This window comes from Streptococcus sp. 4155 (assembly GCF_013276695.1).
GTDB classification, from domain to species: domain Bacteria; phylum Bacillota; class Bacilli; order Lactobacillales; family Streptococcaceae; genus Streptococcus; species Streptococcus pseudopneumoniae.
This window is the reverse complement of the sequence record NZ_VMLM01000051.1, coordinates 1-18042: the sequence shown is the minus strand read 5'-3', so window position 1 is coordinate 18042 and position 18042 is coordinate 1. Positions and strand designations below refer to the sequence as shown.

Here is an 18042-nt window from a genome sequence, read left to right as displayed (position 1 = left end):
TAAAAACGTTTAAAATGTTTTCAACAACCTATCGAAATCATCGTAAACGCTTCGGATTACGAATGAATTTGATTGCTGGTATTATCAATCATGAACTAGGATTCTAGTTTTGCAGGAAGTCTAATAAATATAAACCGTAAATATGCCTGCCTGCTTTTGCTATCATGGTTTGGCTACCTATCCCAAGTTCGGATAAAAATACTTTCAAGTATTTATTCAATCCATAATTTGTAGAAAGTTTATACCTTCTATCACAAGAGACCAAATCATATTTCTTTAATTCTTCACGATTATAAAGAACCTTATCTTGTTCCTCTTTCAATGCATCCAATACAGATATTAAATCTTCATCAATAATAATTTCTCTTATGGAAGTATTCGTTTTTTGAGGAATAAAATTTGTCGATTTCTAGCAAATCTTCCATACGTTTTTAGAGTTTCTCTTTCATTTTCTATTTTATAATTCACCTTCTAATTCTCTTATAATCGAGTGTAAAGATTCTTTCGTTTTGGGAACAGATTCCTTCAATATACCCTCTATAATTTTAAAATTTAAGTTAGAATAATTATGATAAATAAAATTTCTAAAACCTTTTATCTGAGTCCAGTTTATCCTATCTGAATACTTCTGTTTTACTTCCTCTGATAATTTGCCTAACGATAACTGTTCTCCTACCTGTCCTAAATTCATAGCGATAGAATCAACTACCATATCATCATCTAAAGGTAAATTATATCTTCTTGCTTTATACAAAACAGCATCGGCCTTATCAAGATATAAAACCATATCCTTCAAATATGCTATATCAGTTTCAAGAGATTGACTTCTCATAAATAACCTCTCTATCATTCAAAAAATTTTTCTTGACTAACTTCCCAATGTTTGTTTTTGGAGAAAGTAAATCACTAACCAATAGAATATCTATATTACCATCAAAAATAGTCAAAAGTCTACCATATACATCAAAATATATAGAATCATCCTCTAACTCCAAAGCAATATCAACATCACTTTTCCCATCAGCTTCGCCCCTAGCATAAGAGCCAAATAGATAAATTTTAGATAAATCATATTGTTTAGCAACAGGAACAATTTTTTCCTTTATCTGATCTATTGTATAAACCATAACCGAACCCCTTTAGATTATATCTATCCACACTTTTATTTCACCTTACTCAGAATCAAGTTTAACTTCAAAAGGAATACTTCTTGTCAACACACTTTGCTTCAAAAATAACTTCACAGCAGTTGACATATCCAACCCCAACTCATTAAAAATCGCAGTCGCTTCTTTTTTCAATTCATCATCTACTCTTACAGCAATTTGTGACATAGCATTTCTCCTTTTCTTCTTGTATATCTATTGTATCACTTTTACCAATACATATCAAACTTATTCCCTAATAAATACAGTCTTTAAATTTAAACTTGCAACTTCTTCTCTAATGCTTGTGCCAAAACTTCTGAATAGTTAATCTTTTCTCGATCAGCAAGACGAACTAGCCATTCAGGAACGGTCACGTTCTTTCTAATCGCCTTGTTACTTCTCACAAAAGGCGCAGGATCAACTTGAATCATTGATACAAAACCATCTGAAACTTCAATCTTTAAAATATCACTTGGAGTAGGCAACGCCATCCCTTCATCGATATAAGAAGCTAAAACATTTTCAAGCATTTCTCGAGCATTTTTCATCGCTTCTTCGATATTTTTTCCTTCTGTACCACCACCAAATTCTGGAAATTCTACCCAATATCCTGTTCCTTCTTTATGAAAAATAGCTGGATACGTTTTTAACATTCTACTACCCCCAACATTCTACTACCTCTGATGTAAAAAGACTTAGGAAAGTAAAAATTACAATCCTAAATCTTTGAGAATCTTTCTCTCCAATCCCTTTCCCAAATCTTCATTTCCATGAACTGGAATCGTGACAAGATAAGAAAAACCCTCTTTCTTAAAATGATGATGACTTCCTCTTTGACGAACTTCAAACCATCCATTCTCAAGAGCTAGTTTCACCATTTCTTTACCTGTAAGTGGCATATATATTCGTTACCTCCTTACACTTACTATTATACGCATTATGTGTATAATAGTCAAATTAAAACAAACCACTTTTTCTCAATAACTACAAAATAAAATAGACCAGCTTCCTGATCTACTTTATTCTATATTCATTGACTTTTGGTCAAATTTTGGTCACACTTTGGTCAAAGATTCCAAAAATACTAACCTATTTTAAAAAACTAAATTGTGATGATTGCCTACAAATAAACACTTTGAATATTCTTTATGTTTCTTTACGCTTCTTATTATGCCCCCTGCAGGAATCGAACCTGCAACTACTCCTTAGGAGGGAGTTGTTATATCCATTGAACTAAGGGAGCTAGATAAAAACTCTGCTGAAAAAGCAGAGTTTTAGTCGAATTAACGACGGATTTCTTTGATACGAGCTGCCTTACCTTGAAGAGCACGCAAGTAGTACAATTTCGCACGACGTACTTTACCGTAACGAACAACTTCGATTTTTTCAACACGTGGAGTGTGGATTGGGAAGATACGCTCAACACCTACACCGTTAGAGATTTTACGAACTGTGTAGTTTTCTGAGATACCAGCACCTTTACGTGCGATAACAACACCTTCAAAAATCTGGATACGTTCACGGTTACCTTCGACAACTTTCGCGTGTACACGAACAGTGTCACCAGGACGGAATGATGGGATATCTGTACGAAGTTGACCTTCAGTCAAGCTTTGGATTAATGGATTCATTTTATTCTCCTATCTTTGTCAATCTTGAGGAATCTTCCTCAGCGGATAAACTGTATTTTTGTGCGTCCATTACACACAAGATACAGTTTACCAAATTTCCACAAAAAAGTAAAGAAATTTATAGCAGAATTCCTAAAAAAATCGCAATCAAACCACCGAGGTAGGTCAAAGCTAAATAAGAATAAAATCCCTTCCTATCACTTAACAATCTTTGGAGTTCGTCATTCAAGGTCGAAAAAGTTGTCAAACCTCCACAAAATCCTGTTGCTAAAATAGCATAGACTTCCTTAGACTCCACATGATTGTAGAATAATCCAATTAAAAAACAACCTAGAAGATTGACTATGAGCGTTCCGAGGGGCAATTTAGAAGTTTGATTATAGCGGGAAAAGAAATAGCGTACGAGTGCTCCGAAACCACAAGCAATTGCAAGATAGACCATTACCATTTCTTCCTCCCTAGAAAATAAGCTAAGAGTAGGCCTCCACCGATGCTCAAAAGCAAATACAGGACTAAACTAAGATAACGCCCTGTATCAAGCAGCTTCACAGTATCAAGCATTAGGCTGGAAAAAGTTGTTAAACCTCCACAAAAGCCCGTCCCTAGTGCTAAAATCAAGCCCTTACTAGTCCCCTTATAGACCAGATATCCCTTGACAAGATAAATCAAGCAGAAAATTCCCAGATAGTTGACAAAGAGAGTGCCCCAAGGAAAGTCTGGACTGGCTGATAACCAAGTAGAAACAAGGTAGCGCACAAGTCCGCCCAACATAGCAGCTATAAAAATGCCTAGCGGATAAAATTGTTCTTTTTTCATTTGATATTCTGATTCTGATAATCACGCGAACGTTTGAGTATGTCCGAAAAAGTCGCGACAATAGTTTCCTGATAGCGCTTATCTCCTACACGACTTCTAACCTTTTCAAAAATAACCGCTTCTCTCTTGGTATCTAAAATCGGTTTACCTGAAGCTTTCTTATAGGCAACTACACCCTCAACCAAATGCATTCGTTCTTCTAAGAGCTTGACGATTTGGTCGTCGATTTGATCAATTTCTTGACGAATACTATCTAAATCCATACAGTCTCCTCCTTTATTTGAATTATTGTATCAAAAAGCCACCAAATAGGCTAGTAAAATCCTAACTCACGATAAGAAAAATGCACTGATTGATTACATCAGCGCACGTTTATACTTATCCTACTTTAGCAGCCAATTCTTCTGCGAATTGTTCCAAGCGCTCAATGTCTTCTTCCTCAGCAGAGAGATCAACTTTAACACATTCTGAACCTTTTTCTGCTCCTGTCGAAACAAAAACACGATCAAAGTCATCAACAGCCTTACAGAATTCATCGTAGAAGGTATCTCCTGAACCAACCACTCCGTAGATTTTGCCATTCAAGTTGAGATCTGCTAGGTCTTCGTAGAAGTCCATCATCTCATCTGGCAATTCTCCATCACCATAAGTATAGGTCGCAACGATAGCGATGTCTGCTTCCAAGAAGTCTGAAGCGTCAACAGTTGTACATTCATCAACATCAACATCCAAGCCCAAGTCACGTAATTTGTCTGCTACAATATCTGCAATTTCTTCGGTATTACCGGTCATACTGGCAAATACAATTTTTGCTAATACCATATCGTCCTCCTCAATTTATCTTTCTCCATTATATCACATCTTTTTCATTTTAAAAATAAAAATTCTTGTGCTACAATGAAATGAGAAAGAATTGAGGTTATTTATGGAAATTTGCCATCAAATTTTAGAAAAAATCAAAGAATACGACACGATTATCATTCACCGTCATATGAAACCAGACCCTGATGCCTTGGGAAGTCAGGTGGGATTAAAAGCTCTTCTCAAACATCATTTCCCAGAAAAAACTATCAAAGCAGTTGGTTTTGATGAACCAACTCTTACCTGGATGGCTGAAATGGATCTTGTTGAAGATAGTGCCTACCAAGGCGCCCTTGTCATCGTCTGTGATACAGCGAATACTGCTCGTATAGATGATAAGCGCTATAATCAAGGTGATTTTCTCATTAAGATTGACCACCATCCAAATGATGATGTATACAGTGACCTATCTTGGGTGGATACTAGTTCAAGTAGTGCTAGCGAGATGATTACCCTATTTGCCCAAACAACTCAACTGGCCTTGTCAGATTGCGCTGCTGAGTTGCTCTTTGCAGGAATTGTTGGTGATACAGGTCGCTTCCTCTACCCTTCTACCACTGCACGGACTCTTCGCCTGGCTGCTTATCTGAGAGAACAGAACTTTGACTTTGCGGCTCTCACTCGCAAAATGGACACTATGAGTTACAAAATTGCTAAACTTCAAGGCTACATCTACGACCATCTGGAAGTGGATGAAAATGGCGCAGCGCGCGTTATCCTGAGTCAGGAAATCTTAAAACGATTCAATGTCACCGATGCTGAAACTGCAGCCATTGTCGGTGCACCTGGACGCATTGACAGCGTCAGTCTCTGGGGAATTTTTGTGGAGCAGGCTGATGGCCACTACCGCGTTCGCTTACGTAGTAAAATCCATCCTATCAATGAAATCGCCAAGGAACATGATGGTGGAGGCCACCCTCTAGCAAGTGGTGCTAATTCCTATAGCCTAGAAGAAAACGAAATCATCTACCAAAAGTTAAAAAACTTGCTTAAAAACTGATAAAATACTTGCCAAACTTTTCAGAATCTGATAGACTAGTATGGTAACAATCTATGGCTCGCAAAGAGACCATGGCAGAAAGGAAATATTGTAAAATGAAAAAAGATATCCATCCAGAATATCGCCCAGTTGTCTTCATGGACACAACTACTGGTTACCAATTCCTTAGCGGTTCAACAAAACGCTCTAACGAAACAGTTGAGTTCGAAGGCGAAACTTACCCATTGATCCGTGTGGAAATTTCATCAGACTCACACCCATTCTACACCGGACGTCAAAAGTTCACTCAAGCAGATGGACGCGTGGATCGTTTCAACAAAAAATACGGTCTCAAATAATGAGAAAAAGACAGCTTCGGCTGTTCTTTTTTGTTTCTTGAAATCAACTGCTGTTTTCATGTTCCAAACTAAAAAAACTTTACACTCTCGATAGTTTCTAGAGTACAAAGTTTTCTCTTGCCTAAAAAATATAAAAGATATATACTAGCTATATATAGTATAGATTGGAGATATACCATGACGACATCACTTACTAAACAGTACAATTTTAAAATCAATGAGTCATCAATGGAACAAGCTAGAGCTATCATCAAGGAAAAAGGAATGACTATGACGGATGCTATTAGTCTTTTTATCGAGCAGATTGTACTCGAACAGGATTTGCCAATAAAAACTGCAGAAGATATACATCGTGAGCGATTGATTCAGGAACTACAAGCCCAATCTGAACGCTCCTTAAGAGAATACGAATCCGGAAAAGGAACTTCCCTAGACAATATGAGGCTACGATATGGCTTATAAAGTGAGTCTTTCTACTGAAGTGAGTCAGGCAATTGACAATATCCATGACTACATTACTACTGTTCTTTTATCACCTCAGTCTGCTAAGAATACTGTAGCCAGAATTTTAGACGGCTTAAAAAGTTTAGAAACTTTTCCTGAAGCTGGCTTTGATGCAGATGAAAAAATCGGACTAAAAATCAACAGTAAGTACCCTACGCGAGGAAAAATTATCGGTCAGTATATCTTGCTTTACTTTATCGACCAGACTCAAAGAACTGTTTTTCTTTCCCACTTATTTCACACCAAAAGTGACTATGTTACCTTGCTCCAAAGCAAAAATAACAAAAACTCAAAATCATCATTTTAATGTCCACCACTCTCTTAATAACCTTGTACTTATAAGGAACACAGTCTTCATTTTAACTAAAAAATAAAAAAACTTTGCACTCTAGCTAGCCACACAATGGTTTCCAGAGTACAAAGTTTTTTAATTAGACCAGGTTTAGTCTTCCTTATCTTGATTTTCAGTTCCTTTAACTGCTTTTTTAAATTCAGATAGCATTTTACCGATTGACTCGCCTAGTTCAGGTAATCGTTTTGGTCCAAAAATCAAGAGAGCTCCTAAAACGATGATAATCAATCCTGGTGCTCCGATATCACGTAAGATTCCCATTTCTCGCTCCTTTCTGCTTGCGTTTCATAATGTGTTTGCTGATGGTAATACTCAATTCATAGAGTAATATCAAGGGGGCAGTCATTGCCAAATCGCTGACAAAGTCAGCTGGTGTCAAGATGACTGCAAGTACCAATAAGATAAAATAGGCATATCGGCGATAAGCAATCAATAATTCTGGTCCAATGAGGCCAATCGACGTCAAAAAGGCAATGATAACTGGTAATTCAAAAACCAGAGCCATGGGTAAGGTCGTTTGAAAAACAAAGGACAGATAATTTTGGGCTGTTAACTGCGTTTCAAATAGTCCTTCTCCTAGCCCTAATAAAACCTGAAGTAAGGCCGGTGTTACAAAGTAAAAACCAAAAGCCAGTCCAACTAGAAAACAAAGGAAACTAGCTGGAATATAGGCAAAAATCGCTCTAGCTTCTTCCTTCTTTAAACCGGGTTTGATGAAAGACCAAATATGATACACCGTGTAAGGCAAGGTGATGGTAAAGGCCATCAGACTAGCCAAACGTATGTATATCCATAAAATATCATTGGGTCCTAAAACAATCAACTTTTGCTGAAAAGATTGGGTCACATACTGGTAAATCTGGTCTGCAAAAAGTAGGGAGACACAGAATACCAAAAAGAAACAAATGACCACAGCCAATAATCTCTTTCTAAATTCTACCAGATGTTCCACGATTGTCAATTCTTTTCTGTCCATCTATTTTTCACCCTGTCTAAAAGTGACAATCAAGACAATAATAACAAAGACTAGCTGGCTGACCAAGCCTTCCCAACTTGGATAAATTCCAAGCAAATCGATCGTTGGAAAGCCTGTCAGCAAGTGATTTGGTGCCATATTGGTCAACTGAAGAGCATGGACACTAACTCCCAGCATCTTGAAGGCTAGGGCATAAATCATCCAAGTCAGGATAAAGAAGACCTTATGTGGCAGGAAGAATTGACTGGCCTTATTCATCACTATGGCAATAATTACCAGAACCAGTAAGGCAAGTGAGATTCCCAAGACAAATTCAAAGCTGGAAATCCTTGGTAAAATCCCAACATAAAAGAGAATGGTTTCTGCTCCCTCACGGAAAACAGCTAGAAAACTGAGAGCAAACATGGAAATAAAGGAGCCTGTCTTGGTCACTGTTTCCATTTGTGACTCCATAAAGGTATTCCATTTTTTGACCGAGGATTTGCTGTGGAGCCAGATTCCAATCAAAATCATCATAGCTACTGCAAAAATTCCCACTGCTCCTTCGATGATTTCACGATTGGAGCCTGATGTTACTGCTGGAAAGGCAATTTGCAGGATAAAAGCAATAAGGAGACTAGCCATGATTCCAGTGATAGCACCACCATAAACCCACTTGAGTCCCTTTCGCATCTTGGCTGCTTTCAAGGTCGTCACCAAGGCCATGACGATTAAGAGAGCCTCTACCCCTTCTCTCAGGAGAATCAGCATAGCATCAAAGGCATTGTAACGTGCGCTAGTATCAATTTGTGATAAATCTGCAATCAGTTTTTCTAATTTTTCTTGGTATTCCTTCTCACTTCCCTTGACCATAATCACAGGGCTTTCACTTTCCACTCGAGTATAGAGGGAAGGATTGGTCGTGCTAACAGAGCCTTCAATCGTTGGCCAGATAGTGATGAATTCCTTCATGCTAGCTGCTCCTGATGCTTGATCACCAGCTTGGAATTGTTCCAAAGCCTTTGTCAAAAGGGCAATACCGTCTTTAAGACTCAAATCAGAAGATGTTGCTACGACTGCTTTTCCAGCTACAAAATCATCAATAGCCTTTTTTAAGTCCTCAAAGGAAGTCTGGATGGAGTTAAAATCTGTAGGTTCAGTTTCCATGCTACTACGCAGGAAGGAAATAGCTGTTTCAACACGGCCATAATGGGCTGTACTATTGTCACGAACCACACTTTCATTGATAGTCCAAGTGGAATTCATTTTCTTAAAAGCTTCTCGGATCTTTTCCAAATCTTTGGAGGCAATGGCCTGCTCTAAGGCTTCAAAACGAGGACTTAGACGGTTTACCAATTTTTCCTTTTCCGCATCTAGGTCAACAGGATTTTGTTCTTTTTCAAAAGCTAATAGGGCTGCAGAAATTTCGGTGAGTTTGTCTTCAGTAATCTCGCCTGATTGAGCTAACTTTTCCTTAACAACCTTACCAGCCTCAGAATTGCTGCCTTCTACTCTTTCAAAGTCTGTTGCCATCTCCTGAACGAGATTCTGGGCCTCAGACTGATTCCCATTTTTGACCGCTTTAGAAGCATCTGTGATTTTTACAAAGTAAGAACTCAAGCTTTCTTGGGCACCTACTGGGGAAAGAATAAAAAATGACAAAGCTAAAACTAGTAACCAGCTTTTAGCCTTCCAATAATTTCTGACCAATGTAGCCTCCTTTCTCCACACCACCAAAGCAAGCAAAAAGTCCACTACCGATGTGAGTGATGTATTCATTCATCTTATCTGTAGCACCTAGATTAGTTTGAACCTTAACAAAATTATCAGGATCCTTCTGGAAAGAAATGAAGAGCAAGCCCGTATCAAACTGACCAGTCTTTTCATCAATTCCATCAGAGTAAGAATAAGAACGGCGCAAAAGGGGTTTGTCCACTTCCTTAGCCAAACGGACATGTGAATCATCTGGCAAAAGACTCAAATCCACTTCATCAAACTCATTTTTCTTACCAAAGGGGGCACCACTTTCCTTATAACGGCCAAATGTATTTTCTTGTTCTTCGAGACTAGTGCGATCCCAAGTCTCTAAAAACATCTGAATCCGACGAACTGCCATATAAGAACCATTTTCCATCCAGTCCTTACTATCAGCCCAGATGACGCGGTCAAAATCTTTCTCCTTGGTTGGATTTGCTGTTCCATCCTTAAAACCAAAGAGGTTACGCGGAGTCTCCATTCGATCTCCAATAGCTGCAAATCCAGACTGACTCCAACGAAGGGTCACTGCATTTCTCCCCTTACGGATGAGATTGCGAATAGCGTGAAATGCAACTTGCTCATCATCTGCACAAGCCTGAATGACAATATCTCCACCAGTATATTTTTCACGCAATTGCTCTTTAGGAAAAGGCGGTAAATCTCTGAACACTTGAGGACGCTTGTTTTCCAAGTTCATCTTTTTCAAGAAACTTGCAGACACACCAAAAGTCAGCGTCAAACGATGCGGATTCAGCCCGACTGTTTCACCAGTATCGCTCGGAGGCAAGAGAGTATTCTGGCCATCTTTTTTTACCAGTTCCCCCTCAACCAACTTGGCACTATAATCCGTCCAATCCTTGAATAGCTGGATAATCTTATCTCTATCCGTCGTATGCAGGTCCAAGACAACAAAATAGATATTCTTTTGCATGGGCGTACTAATCCCAGCTTGATGCTTGCCATAAAAAGCAATTTTTTCATTTCCGTACGAGATTTTTTCCTGACTTCCTAGATTAGGTGCGAAAAAAGCAGAAGCACCAGAGAGTCCTAGCGCTAAACCAGCCCCTCCAATCCCTGCTTTTTTTAGAAATTCTCGACGGTCCATTTTCTTTTCAAAAAACTTTTCGTCTTTTTCAGTCATGACTCTTATTCTCCACTAAGAAATTTACCCATTTGTGATAGAGGTTCACCAAGTTTTGTCACAGCTTCTGACAATTCTTTGGTATCTTCTTTTGTCAAATCAGTATAGAGTTTGTAGTGTTCCTTGTCGGTCATTTGTTTGTCCAGCAAACTATTAACTGACTTGAAATCTGCTTCCAATTCTTTAACTAGGTTAGCATCTGATTTTTCAAGTAAAGGTTTAAAAAGTTGGAAAATCTTCTCAGCTCCCTCGATATTTGCACGGAAATCATACAAGTCTGTATGAGAATAAATTTCCTCTTCACCCGTAATCTTGCTTGTCGCTACTTCGTTAAGCAAGTCGACTGCCCCAGTCAACATGACCTTGTAGTCCACATCCACAGTTGCAATCTTGGCTTTCAATTCCTTGATATCATTGACCAACTGATCGCCATAACTTTCAGTTCCTTTAGTTGTATTGTCTTCCCAAAGGATACGCTCAATACGGTGGAAACCTGACCATCCCTCTTCTGTCTTGTTTTCGTCCATGTAGTCTGCCAAACGGAAGTCAATCTTGACATCTGACTCACCAAAACTCTCGGCAATCGGTTCTGAACGCTCATAAGACATACGAATCAGTGGATAGACCTTCTTAGCTTCTTCTAACTTACCTTCTTTCAACAGTTTGACAAAGCCTTCTGTATCTGTCAACAGTTTATCGATTTGGTCTTGCACAAAAGTCTTATAGTCAGCAGTAGCCTTATCAAGCATTTTTTGCTTGTCTTCAGACAAGGCTGTCACCTTGGACGAATCACTCGTATTGCTTGGCTTAGATTGGTTATTAGCACAAGCTGTCAATAGCAAGGCTGAAGATAAAAGGACAAAACCTAGTTTTTTCATTGTATACTCCTATCAGTTCAGGAAACCTGAATTCATTTTACGTTTCATTATACCATGTTTTCACTCATTTTTCAATAAATTTTCAGACAATTTAATGTTATGTTTTCTCAATCTACCAGACTTAATACGACTTTGTAACTTGTAATCTTGTAAACGATACATGGTCGGAACATAAAAGAAATCACCACTTTTATGTAACTTAATCGCAACTTAATCGCAACAAGAACATTATTATCAAATCTTTTTACATATTCAAAACTGGCGTCTTTCTCTCGTGGATTGATGCCGACGAAATCTGGGTTCCTTAGTATGAGTTCCAGGTCTTCAATATGATGAATCACATCATTGTGATGGCCTTTTATCATATGGCTTCTCAAACCGTCTTTGTTGACCTTTATGTCGCTCGCTTCAAGAACAATATCAAAAATTTCTTTTACTTCATCGGTAATCTGACCGATTTTTTTCATGATCCATAATTTCCTCCGTTATTCCACAACTATTATATCACAATCATAGTGTATATCAGGATATATCAAACTCTATTATTCGTTAGATACTCACTTTTAACTTTTCCCTTTTCCTCAAAATAATAGTATAATAGAGGTAGAATTTAGAATCGAGGTACACCTATGGCTGTAAAATTTACAAAACGAGACGACTTGGACAAGATGTTTGAAGAGTTTGCTAAACTCCCAGATTTGAAACAAGTCACTTTCCCTGATGACAAAGAGAAAAAAGCCAAAGCAGAAAAGAAAAGCTAGATGACTGCTTTCCAACAACTCCCATCTAGTGTACTTCAAACTGGAGCCATTTTTCTCTCCATTATCATTGAAGCCCTCCCCTTCGTTCTGATAGGAAGTATTGTCTCAGGGCTGATTGAGGTCTATATCACACCTGACAAGGTTTATCATTTTCTCCCTCGAAATCGTTGGGGGAGAATCTTTTTTGGCACCTTCGTCGGGATACTTTTTCCCTCTTGTGAATGTGGGATTGTCCCCATTATCAATCGTTTTCTGGAAAAAAAGGTTCCCAGTTACACGGCCGTTCCCTTTCTTGTGACAGCACCTGTTATCAATCCCATTGTTCTCTTTGCGACCTATTCTGCCTTTGGCAACTCCTTCCATGTCGCCCTATTACGAGCTCTGGGTTCCATTCTTGTGGCTGTAATACTAGGAATTTTTCTAGGATTTTTCTGGCAAGAACCGATTCAGAAAGAAAATCGTCTGACTTGTCATGAGCATGATTTTTCTTACTTGAGTTCTGCAAAAAAAGTTTTTCAAGTCTTTGTGCAGGCCATTGATGAATTTTTTGATACGGGGCGTTATTTGGTATTTGGCTGCCTCTTTGCTTCTATAATACAGGTCTACGTTCCGACTCGGATTCTGACCTCTATCAGTGCGACCCCTCTTTTTGCCATCCTGCTCTTGATGATTTTATCCTTTCTTCTTTCGCTCTGTAGTGAGGCGGATGCCTTTATAGGTGCTTCTCTTCTCTCGAGTTTCGGTTTGGCTCCAGTTCTGGCCTTTCTCGTCATTGGCCCAATGCTGGATATCAAAAATATTCTCATGATGAAAAATTACTTGAAAGCACGATTTATTAGTCACTTCATTACGATTGTGACTCTGGTCGTTTTAGCCTATTCTCTCTTGATTGGAGTCATCCTATGATTCGATTTTTAGTTTTAGCTGGCTATTTTGAACTGACTATTTACCTCCATCTGTCGGGCAAACTAAACCAGTACATCAACATGCACTATTCCTATCTGGCCTATATCTCCATGGTGCTTTCCTTTATCTTGGCAATTGTTCAATTGTATATCTGGATGAAGCAAGTCAAAACCCACAGTCATCTGAACAGCCGATTGGCCAAGATGACGAGTATTTCTCTTCTGGCTATTCCACTTGTCATCGGCTTAACTTTCCCAACTGTTAGCTTGGATTCTCAGACCGTTTCTGCCAAAGGCTATCATTTCCCCCTATCGGAAGGAACGGATCTAGCCATTCAGACAAGTGAAGGGACGACAAGCCAATATTTGAAACCAGACACCAGTTCTTATTTTTCAAAATCAGCCTATGAAAAGGAAATGCGAACGGCGGCGGATAAATACTTGTCCCAGGATAGCATTCAGATCACTAATGAAAACTATATGGAGGTCATGGAGGCTATCTACGACTATCCAGATGAGTTTGAGGGCAAGACAATCCAGTTTACAGGCTTTGTCTATAACGACCCCAGTCATGCCAATAGTCAATTTCTGTTCCGATTCGGCATTATCCACTGTATCGCAGATTCTGGTGTCTATGGATTGCTGACCAAGGGAAATACCCGGCAGTATGAAAACAACACTTGGATTACGGCCAAAGGAAAACTGCTCAATCACTACCATAAAGAACTCAAACAAAATCTCCCAACCTTGGAAATCGACAGCTTTACAAAAGTCGATAAACCAGAAAATCCCTATGTTTATCGAGCTTTTTAAGAAAATCAAGATAAAAACGAACAAGTTCTCTTCTGAATGACAGAAAAGAGCCTGTTCGTTTTTTTTGTTATATGAGAATTAGTGACTTGTAGATTTTCATCTTATACCATTTCAAGCCATACAAGCAACTCAGTGAGAATAAGAGAGCCACTCATTAATCATACTAGCGATTTTTTTGGGTGCTTCAGTATAAAGCTCATGGCCAACGTTTTCTAGAAAAATAGTATCAAAATAATCTGGTAATTCTTTTAGTGTTTCCTCTCTCCATGTAGCTTCATTAGGATAGCGAGGACTAATAAACAAGGTATCTCCCACTTCTCTCTTAAAAGCTTGTATTTTTCTCCGTAAGCGGAGTATCGCTTCTATATTTTCATAATTTATAGCCAACTCATATCTATTATACTCAGAATTCCAGTGATAGGACTGCCTTACGGCTTTCTCCATATTTTCTGACCAATGCTTTGCTTCAGATTTTTCTTTAGAAATAAGAAGAGCTAAGTCCGAAACGATTTGAGATTTGATATAATTTTTAGTTTCCTCTAACTCTGTATCCAAAGGTAAAATCTTATCTAAATCTAGATAGCCACCATCTAAAAGAATCAGTTTCTTCACTTCTTGAAATTCCGATGCGAGATAACGAGCTAAATCTCCTCCAAGAGAATGACCTATCAGACAGATAGATTCTTCCTCTTCTATCGATTTTTTAAACCATGATTTCAATTCTGTTTCATCTCGAAGATGTTTTTCATATGGATTTAGAAAATAAACCTGAGAATCTAGTTCTTGAAGAAGATCCTTGCTATGATAGACATTACTTCCCAAACCACCAATAAAATATTTTTTCATTCTCTACTTAATACTATGCTTATTCATCTTTTGTTCAAAGATAGTTGTGATAATCTGACGCAATTCTTCTCGTTCTTTTTCTGGAATCTCACCACTTGTTTGAGCTGCAGCGTAGAGTTCAGGGTGTTCGATTGAAATGCGTTTAATCGTACGTGTCGTAGCATGTTTTCTGACGAAAAATGGGATTCGCTTAATCAAGTCTTGTGGGACAAGCGCAAGAATCTTCTCAGCAGTTTCCTTGTCACTAATCTTAGACGTCGTCAGCCCATTCTTTATCATTTCCTGTTCTTTTTCTGTAAAATCTTTTAATTCCATCTGATTAGTCCTCCTATTTTCTCTAAGTTAAATTATATAGCAATCTGGATAAAACTACAAATGGACTATCTGGAAATAGGTGCAATACTGTAAAGACGAGTCTGTTCTTTAATTATAAATCTTCCTCCTCAGTCACTTCCCATACTTCTGATTGATAGCCATTCCCATCAATATCGTATCTTTGGATATAGCCAATAAATGTTTCATTTTTTCGTGGTTTCTGGCTATTAACGATTGAAATAACCCACCAACTCATCAAAAATAGAAATAAAAGTCCTAGGATTACTGTCATATCATACCACCATTAAAGTTTAACCCACTTATCATTATCCATGATAAAAGGCTGAGCCAGTCCCTCGCCTGTATAATCCGCATACTTGGTGCCTAAATACTTGTAACAATCTTCCTTGCTGGCAAATTTAATCGCTTGGTAGGGCTCTTCGAAAGTCAATTTCTCTACAAATAAGAAACCGTCATCAGCCGGTACTAAGACTCCAACGTGGCCTACAAACAGATACTCACCATCCAGATTGTCGTGCAAGACTACAGATAGCATTCGAGCTTTGTCGTTGAATTGAAATTGGGAGAAGAATGTTTCCATCTTTTCAGCGTGAACCTTGACATCCGTCGTTGCCTCAGTTGGAACTCTCGAAAATAGAATATCAAACTCTTCCTTATCTTGTGAATCAAAGACCTTCCCCTTATCAATCGCATCGTTATCTAGGAAAAGCAATTGATCATTCTTATCAAGTTTTGGAATGGTGACTGAATTTTTCAAAAGACAATAACTATTGATACGGCAGTTGGTTCCAACAAAATCACCCTTCTTTTGATTCCAGAGATGACTGATTTTTTCAACATCGTATTCTGTGTGAGTAAAGGAAGTGAAATCTCCTGATAAGCCAGTTGAGCCGACAATGGTATTGTAATCATTAACGAGATTAAAAAAGGCATCAACACTATTTGGATCCAAGTGAGCTGATAAGAGAGATTTGACCTCTTCTGTACTTACCTGATTGTTTAGGTTGGTGTATGAAGCTTTCCATGGAACTTTCGTTGAACTACTTTGCCTTTGACTCGTCCCATTCGAAGTTGTAGCATCTTGCTGACAAGCTGCCAAGCCTAAAAACAAAGCTGAACAGATTCCTAATATGGCTAATTTTCTTGATTTCTTCATCTTTTTCTCCTAAATGTCTTGGATTAAAGTTTCTTTAACTACTGATTTACAGATATTGATTACTTTCTCATTTAATATGCTCATCGTCTTTCCCTCCGATTTGTTTTTTTTGTTATTTCCTTAAGCTTGATTTAATTATAATAGGCGTTTCGTGCTCTGTCAACAATTTTTTTACGAAAACACAACAAAGTTTTCATTTTCGTGGATTTCGTGTTATGCTTTACTTATAAAAAACAGAAAGCGATTTCATTCGTGGATAAAGAAGAGATTGCAATTGTTACATGCGAAAAATAAAACAATATAGACTAGTAATGGTTGGACTCAATAAGAATTGAGTACCAAGATTGGTATAAGTAAAAACACCCTTGGAAACTATGAAAAAAGGTTAGGTCTACTAAGAAAAATACTATATTTGACTTAGTTAAAGTATTCAGTAGCTTGATTGATGTCCTCTTTCCTCCAGTTCAAAAGGATTCTCCTAGCGATATCCAATCTATCTACGACCAACGGGCATCACCCAGACAAGGTAAAGTACTGACCTATGCCGATAGGCAACTGTATGAGAAGAAAAACGATGATAAACGAAGTATCGCAAAAATCATCAGACTGGACGACTACAGACAGACTACTTACTCTCGTGTTAGGTAGTTTATCTCTGCAGGTAGCCGCTCGATGCAGGACGACAATTTAGATATGGAGTTTCCATTCTATGAGGATGAAATCCCAGACGACTACGACGCAATCGCTTATGTCGTCAGCAAGTCCATGGAGCCAAAGATAAGAAACGGCAACTACCTATTTATCAAGAATCCCCCACAGATTGACTATAATACCATCGTCATCTTCCAAGTAGACGGTGCTAACTAGGTCAAGAAACTTCGCCAAGGCTACCTCAAAAAACTCAATCCCGAATACCCCGACATCTGCCTAGACGAAAGCAACCGTATTCGCACCATCGGAAAAGTTGTCAGGCTGTATAGGGAGAATTAAAAAAGAGGGAGAATGACGATATAAAACAAACAGATTTTAAAAGATTCGAAAAACTTTGAAAAAGTTCATTTTACATTTCAAAAAAAGAATAAGTGACCTAAAGCAGATTATATTTTGTTAAACAATAGTGATATGTAAATTTAGAGAAAGGCATTTAAGATCACTTTTCAAAAGGCAAATACTAAACTAACGAAACCGATAAACCAGCTCCTTAGTTCCCATATTTTCAGGCACACACTCCTTAGTACACTAGCTGAGAAGAATATCCCATTAAAAGCTATAATGGTTAGAGTGGGACACAAAGACGCTAAAACAATAAATAACATCTACACTCACGTAAGTAAAATAATGGAGCAAGCTGCTTTGGAGGTTTTAAATACCATATCATTAAATCGAAAATATATCAGATCGAATCTAGACAAGTAGATTGCGATTGCTAAAACATTTGTAGAAATTCATTTGACTTTTCTAATCAATTTGTGCATATCTTATTTCATACTCAATGAAAATCAAAGAGCAAACTAGGAAGCTAGCCGCAGGTTGCTCAAAGCACTGCTTTGAGGTTGTAGATAGAACTGACGAAGTCAGCTCAAAACACGGTTTTGAGGTTGTAGATGAAACTGACGAAGTCAGCTCAAAACACCGTTTTGAGGTTGTAGATGAAACTGACGAAGTCAGCTCAAAACACCGTTTTGAGGTTGTAGATGAAACTGACGAAGTCAGCTCAAAACACCGTTTTGAGGTTGTAGATGAAACTGACGAAGTCAGCTCAAAACACCGTTTTGAGGTTGTAGATAAAACTGACGAAGTCAGTAACATATACGTACGGCAAGGCAACGTTGACGCGGTTTGA

30 protein-coding genes, 1 tRNA gene and 2 pseudogenes are annotated in these 18042 nt (G+C 38.1%); 11 read left to right on the top strand and 22 right to left on the bottom strand.

Annotated elements, in window-relative coordinates; all coding sequences use genetic code 11:
- Positions 1–107, top strand: a pseudogene (locus HT715_RS06665) (IS5/IS1182 family transposase); the annotation flags it as partial.
- A gap of 14 nt (positions 108–121) precedes the next feature.
- On the opposite strand, the pseudogene HT715_RS12460 reads toward HT715_RS06665, so the two are convergent.
- From HT715_RS12460 to HT715_RS06605, 12 genes and pseudogenes are all read right to left on the bottom strand, one after another.
- Positions 122–456: pseudogene (locus HT715_RS12460) on the bottom strand (site-specific integrase); the annotation flags it as partial.
- Between the two features lies 1 nt (position 457).
- Positions 458–832: a HepT-like ribonuclease domain-containing protein gene (locus HT715_RS06655; protein ID WP_001257560.1), complete on the bottom strand. Its 375-nt coding sequence runs from the start codon at positions 830–832 to the stop codon at positions 458–460.
- The gene (locus HT715_RS06650) at positions 813–1127 is read right to left on the bottom strand and encodes a nucleotidyltransferase domain-containing protein (RefSeq protein ID WP_000263130.1); all 315 of its coding nucleotides are present in this window, start codon (positions 1125–1127) and stop codon (positions 813–815) included. Before HT715_RS06650 ends, HT715_RS06655 begins: the two co-directional genes overlap by 20 nt.
- Positions 1128–1172: 45 nt before the next feature.
- Positions 1173–1334, bottom strand: a complete 162-nt coding sequence (locus HT715_RS06645) for a type II toxin-antitoxin system RelB/DinJ family antitoxin (RefSeq protein WP_000077979.1) — start codon at positions 1332–1334, stop codon at positions 1173–1175.
- A gap of 89 nt (positions 1335–1423) precedes the next feature.
- Complete coding sequence (locus tag HT715_RS06640) at positions 1424–1801, bottom strand: type II toxin-antitoxin system HicB family antitoxin (RefSeq protein WP_000921490.1); 378 nt, start codon at positions 1799–1801, stop codon at positions 1424–1426.
- A gap of 57 nt (positions 1802–1858) precedes the next feature.
- Positions 1859–2047 carry a type II toxin-antitoxin system HicA family toxin gene (locus HT715_RS06635; protein WP_023936121.1) on the bottom strand — a complete coding sequence of 63 codons (189 nt, stop codon included), beginning with the start codon at positions 2045–2047 and terminating at the stop codon, positions 1859–1861.
- Positions 2048–2319: 272 nt separating this feature from the next.
- Positions 2320–2391, bottom strand: a tRNA-Arg gene (locus HT715_RS06630).
- Between the two features lie 40 nt (positions 2392–2431).
- On the bottom strand, positions 2432–2779 hold the full coding sequence (rplS, locus tag HT715_RS06625; RefSeq protein ID WP_001068669.1) for a 50S ribosomal protein L19: 348 nt from the start codon (positions 2777–2779) through the stop codon (positions 2432–2434).
- Between the two features lie 118 nt (positions 2780–2897).
- A complete protein-coding gene (gene crcB / locus HT715_RS06620) occupies positions 2898–3227 on the bottom strand; it encodes a fluoride efflux transporter CrcB (protein ID WP_054388225.1) in 330 nt (109 codons plus the stop codon).
- Positions 3221–3595 (bottom strand): fluoride efflux transporter CrcB, encoded by a 375-nt coding sequence (crcB, locus tag HT715_RS06615; RefSeq protein ID WP_000712082.1) that lies wholly within the window; start codon positions 3593–3595, stop codon positions 3221–3223. The genes crcB (HT715_RS06620) and crcB (HT715_RS06615) overlap by 7 nt, the downstream gene beginning before the upstream one ends.
- Positions 3592–3858, bottom strand: coding sequence for a chorismate mutase (locus HT715_RS06610; RefSeq protein WP_000362492.1), 267 nt, complete (start codon positions 3856–3858; stop codon positions 3592–3594). The genes crcB (HT715_RS06615) and HT715_RS06610 overlap by 4 nt, the downstream gene beginning before the upstream one ends.
- A gap of 115 nt (positions 3859–3973) precedes the next feature.
- Complete coding sequence (locus HT715_RS06605) at positions 3974–4417, bottom strand: flavodoxin (protein WP_000241950.1); 444 nt, start codon at positions 4415–4417, stop codon at positions 3974–3976.
- A 103-nt stretch (positions 4418–4520) separates the two neighbouring features.
- Between HT715_RS06605 and HT715_RS06600 the strand changes: the two genes are divergently transcribed.
- From HT715_RS06600 to HT715_RS06585, 4 genes are all read left to right on the top strand, one after another.
- Positions 4521–5456, top strand: coding sequence for a bifunctional oligoribonuclease/PAP phosphatase NrnA (locus HT715_RS06600; protein WP_138706890.1), 936 nt, complete (start codon positions 4521–4523; stop codon positions 5454–5456).
- Between the two features lie 95 nt (positions 5457–5551).
- A complete protein-coding gene (locus HT715_RS06595) occupies positions 5552–5794 on the top strand; it encodes a type B 50S ribosomal protein L31 (protein ID WP_000710764.1) in 243 nt (80 codons plus the stop codon).
- 177 nt (positions 5795–5971) lie between these two features.
- A complete protein-coding gene (locus HT715_RS06590; RefSeq protein WP_023936124.1) occupies positions 5972–6256 on the top strand; it encodes a type II toxin-antitoxin system RelB/DinJ family antitoxin in 285 nt (94 codons plus the stop codon).
- On the top strand, positions 6246–6605 hold the full coding sequence (locus HT715_RS06585; RefSeq protein WP_023936126.1) for a type II toxin-antitoxin system RelE/ParE family toxin: 360 nt from the start codon (positions 6246–6248) through the stop codon (positions 6603–6605). Before HT715_RS06590 ends, HT715_RS06585 begins: the two co-directional genes overlap by 11 nt.
- Positions 6606–6740: 135 nt before the next feature.
- On the opposite strand, the gene tatA is transcribed toward HT715_RS06585, so the two are convergent.
- The 6 genes from tatA to HT715_RS06555 all read right to left on the bottom strand — a co-directional run bounded on the left by tatA (position 6741) and on the right by HT715_RS06555 (position 11849).
- A complete protein-coding gene (tatA, locus tag HT715_RS06580; protein ID WP_000512112.1) occupies positions 6741–6911 on the bottom strand; it encodes a twin-arginine translocase TatA/TatE family subunit in 171 nt (56 codons plus the stop codon).
- Positions 6895–7626 (bottom strand): twin-arginine translocase subunit TatC, encoded by a 732-nt coding sequence (gene tatC / locus HT715_RS06575; RefSeq protein WP_050208395.1) that lies wholly within the window; start codon positions 7624–7626, stop codon positions 6895–6897. The genes tatA and tatC overlap by 17 nt, the downstream gene beginning before the upstream one ends.
- On the bottom strand, positions 7627–9315 hold the full coding sequence (locus HT715_RS06570; RefSeq protein ID WP_138707222.1) for an FTR1 family protein: 1689 nt from the start codon (positions 9313–9315) through the stop codon (positions 7627–7629).
- Positions 9290–10504: an iron uptake transporter deferrochelatase/peroxidase subunit gene (efeB, locus tag HT715_RS06565; protein WP_138707223.1), complete on the bottom strand. Its 1215-nt coding sequence runs from the start codon at positions 10502–10504 to the stop codon at positions 9290–9292. Before efeB ends, HT715_RS06570 begins: the two co-directional genes overlap by 26 nt.
- A 5-nt stretch (positions 10505–10509) precedes the next feature.
- Positions 10510–11382 (bottom strand): iron uptake system protein EfeO, encoded by an 873-nt coding sequence (gene efeO / locus HT715_RS06560; RefSeq protein ID WP_138706886.1) that lies wholly within the window; start codon positions 11380–11382, stop codon positions 10510–10512.
- Positions 11383–11489: 107 nt separating this feature from the next.
- Entirely contained in the window at positions 11490–11849 is a 360-nt protein-coding gene (locus HT715_RS06555; protein WP_007284914.1) for a hypothetical protein, read from the bottom strand.
- A 162-nt stretch (positions 11850–12011) separates the two neighbouring features.
- Between HT715_RS06555 and HT715_RS12280 the strand changes: the two genes are divergently transcribed.
- The 3 genes from HT715_RS12280 to HT715_RS06545 are packed head-to-tail and all read left to right on the top strand — an operon-like array spanning position 12012 to position 13861.
- Positions 12012–12143 carry an SPJ_0845 family protein gene (locus HT715_RS12280; RefSeq protein ID WP_000268686.1) on the top strand — a complete coding sequence of 44 codons (132 nt, stop codon included), beginning with the start codon at positions 12012–12014 and terminating at the stop codon, positions 12141–12143.
- On the top strand, positions 12144–13049 hold the full coding sequence (locus tag HT715_RS06550; RefSeq protein WP_000123618.1) for a permease: 906 nt from the start codon (positions 12144–12146) through the stop codon (positions 13047–13049).
- Entirely contained in the window at positions 13046–13861 is an 816-nt protein-coding gene (locus HT715_RS06545; protein ID WP_000617844.1) for a TIGR03943 family protein, read from the top strand. Before HT715_RS06550 ends, HT715_RS06545 begins: the two co-directional genes overlap by 4 nt.
- 129 nt (positions 13862–13990) lie before the next feature.
- On the opposite strand, the gene HT715_RS06540 is transcribed toward HT715_RS06545, so the two are convergent.
- The 4 genes from HT715_RS06540 to HT715_RS06525 form a co-directional block, all read right to left on the bottom strand.
- Positions 13991–14707, bottom strand: a complete 717-nt coding sequence (locus tag HT715_RS06540; RefSeq protein WP_050261436.1) for an alpha/beta hydrolase — start codon at positions 14705–14707, stop codon at positions 13991–13993.
- Positions 14708–14710: 3 nt separating this feature from the next.
- Complete coding sequence (locus HT715_RS06535) at positions 14711–15022, bottom strand: hypothetical protein (RefSeq protein WP_000420573.1); 312 nt, start codon at positions 15020–15022, stop codon at positions 14711–14713.
- 112 nt (positions 15023–15134) lie between these two features.
- Positions 15135–15314, bottom strand: a complete 180-nt coding sequence (locus HT715_RS06530; RefSeq protein WP_000216060.1) for a hypothetical protein — start codon at positions 15312–15314, stop codon at positions 15135–15137.
- Positions 15315–15326: 12 nt separating this feature from the next.
- On the bottom strand, positions 15327–16199 hold the full coding sequence (locus tag HT715_RS06525; protein WP_000749590.1) for a DUF4300 family protein: 873 nt from the start codon (positions 16197–16199) through the stop codon (positions 15327–15329).
- 672 nt (positions 16200–16871) lie between these two features.
- On the opposite strand from HT715_RS06525, the gene HT715_RS06515 reads away from it, so the two are divergent.
- The 3 genes from HT715_RS06515 (at position 16872) to HT715_RS11930 (ending at position 18042) form a co-directional block, all read left to right on the top strand.
- Positions 16872–17066 carry a S24 family peptidase gene (locus HT715_RS06515; RefSeq protein ID WP_007284915.1) on the top strand — a complete coding sequence of 65 codons (195 nt, stop codon included), beginning with the start codon at positions 16872–16874 and terminating at the stop codon, positions 17064–17066.
- A 282-nt stretch (positions 17067–17348) separates the two neighbouring features.
- On the top strand, positions 17349–17615 hold the full coding sequence (locus HT715_RS06510; RefSeq protein WP_080674642.1) for a tyrosine-type recombinase/integrase: 267 nt from the start codon (positions 17349–17351) through the stop codon (positions 17613–17615).
- A 76-nt stretch (positions 17616–17691) separates the two neighbouring features.
- Positions 17692–18042: a hypothetical protein gene (locus tag HT715_RS11930; protein WP_240149853.1), complete on the top strand. Its 351-nt coding sequence runs from the start codon at positions 17692–17694 to the stop codon at positions 18040–18042.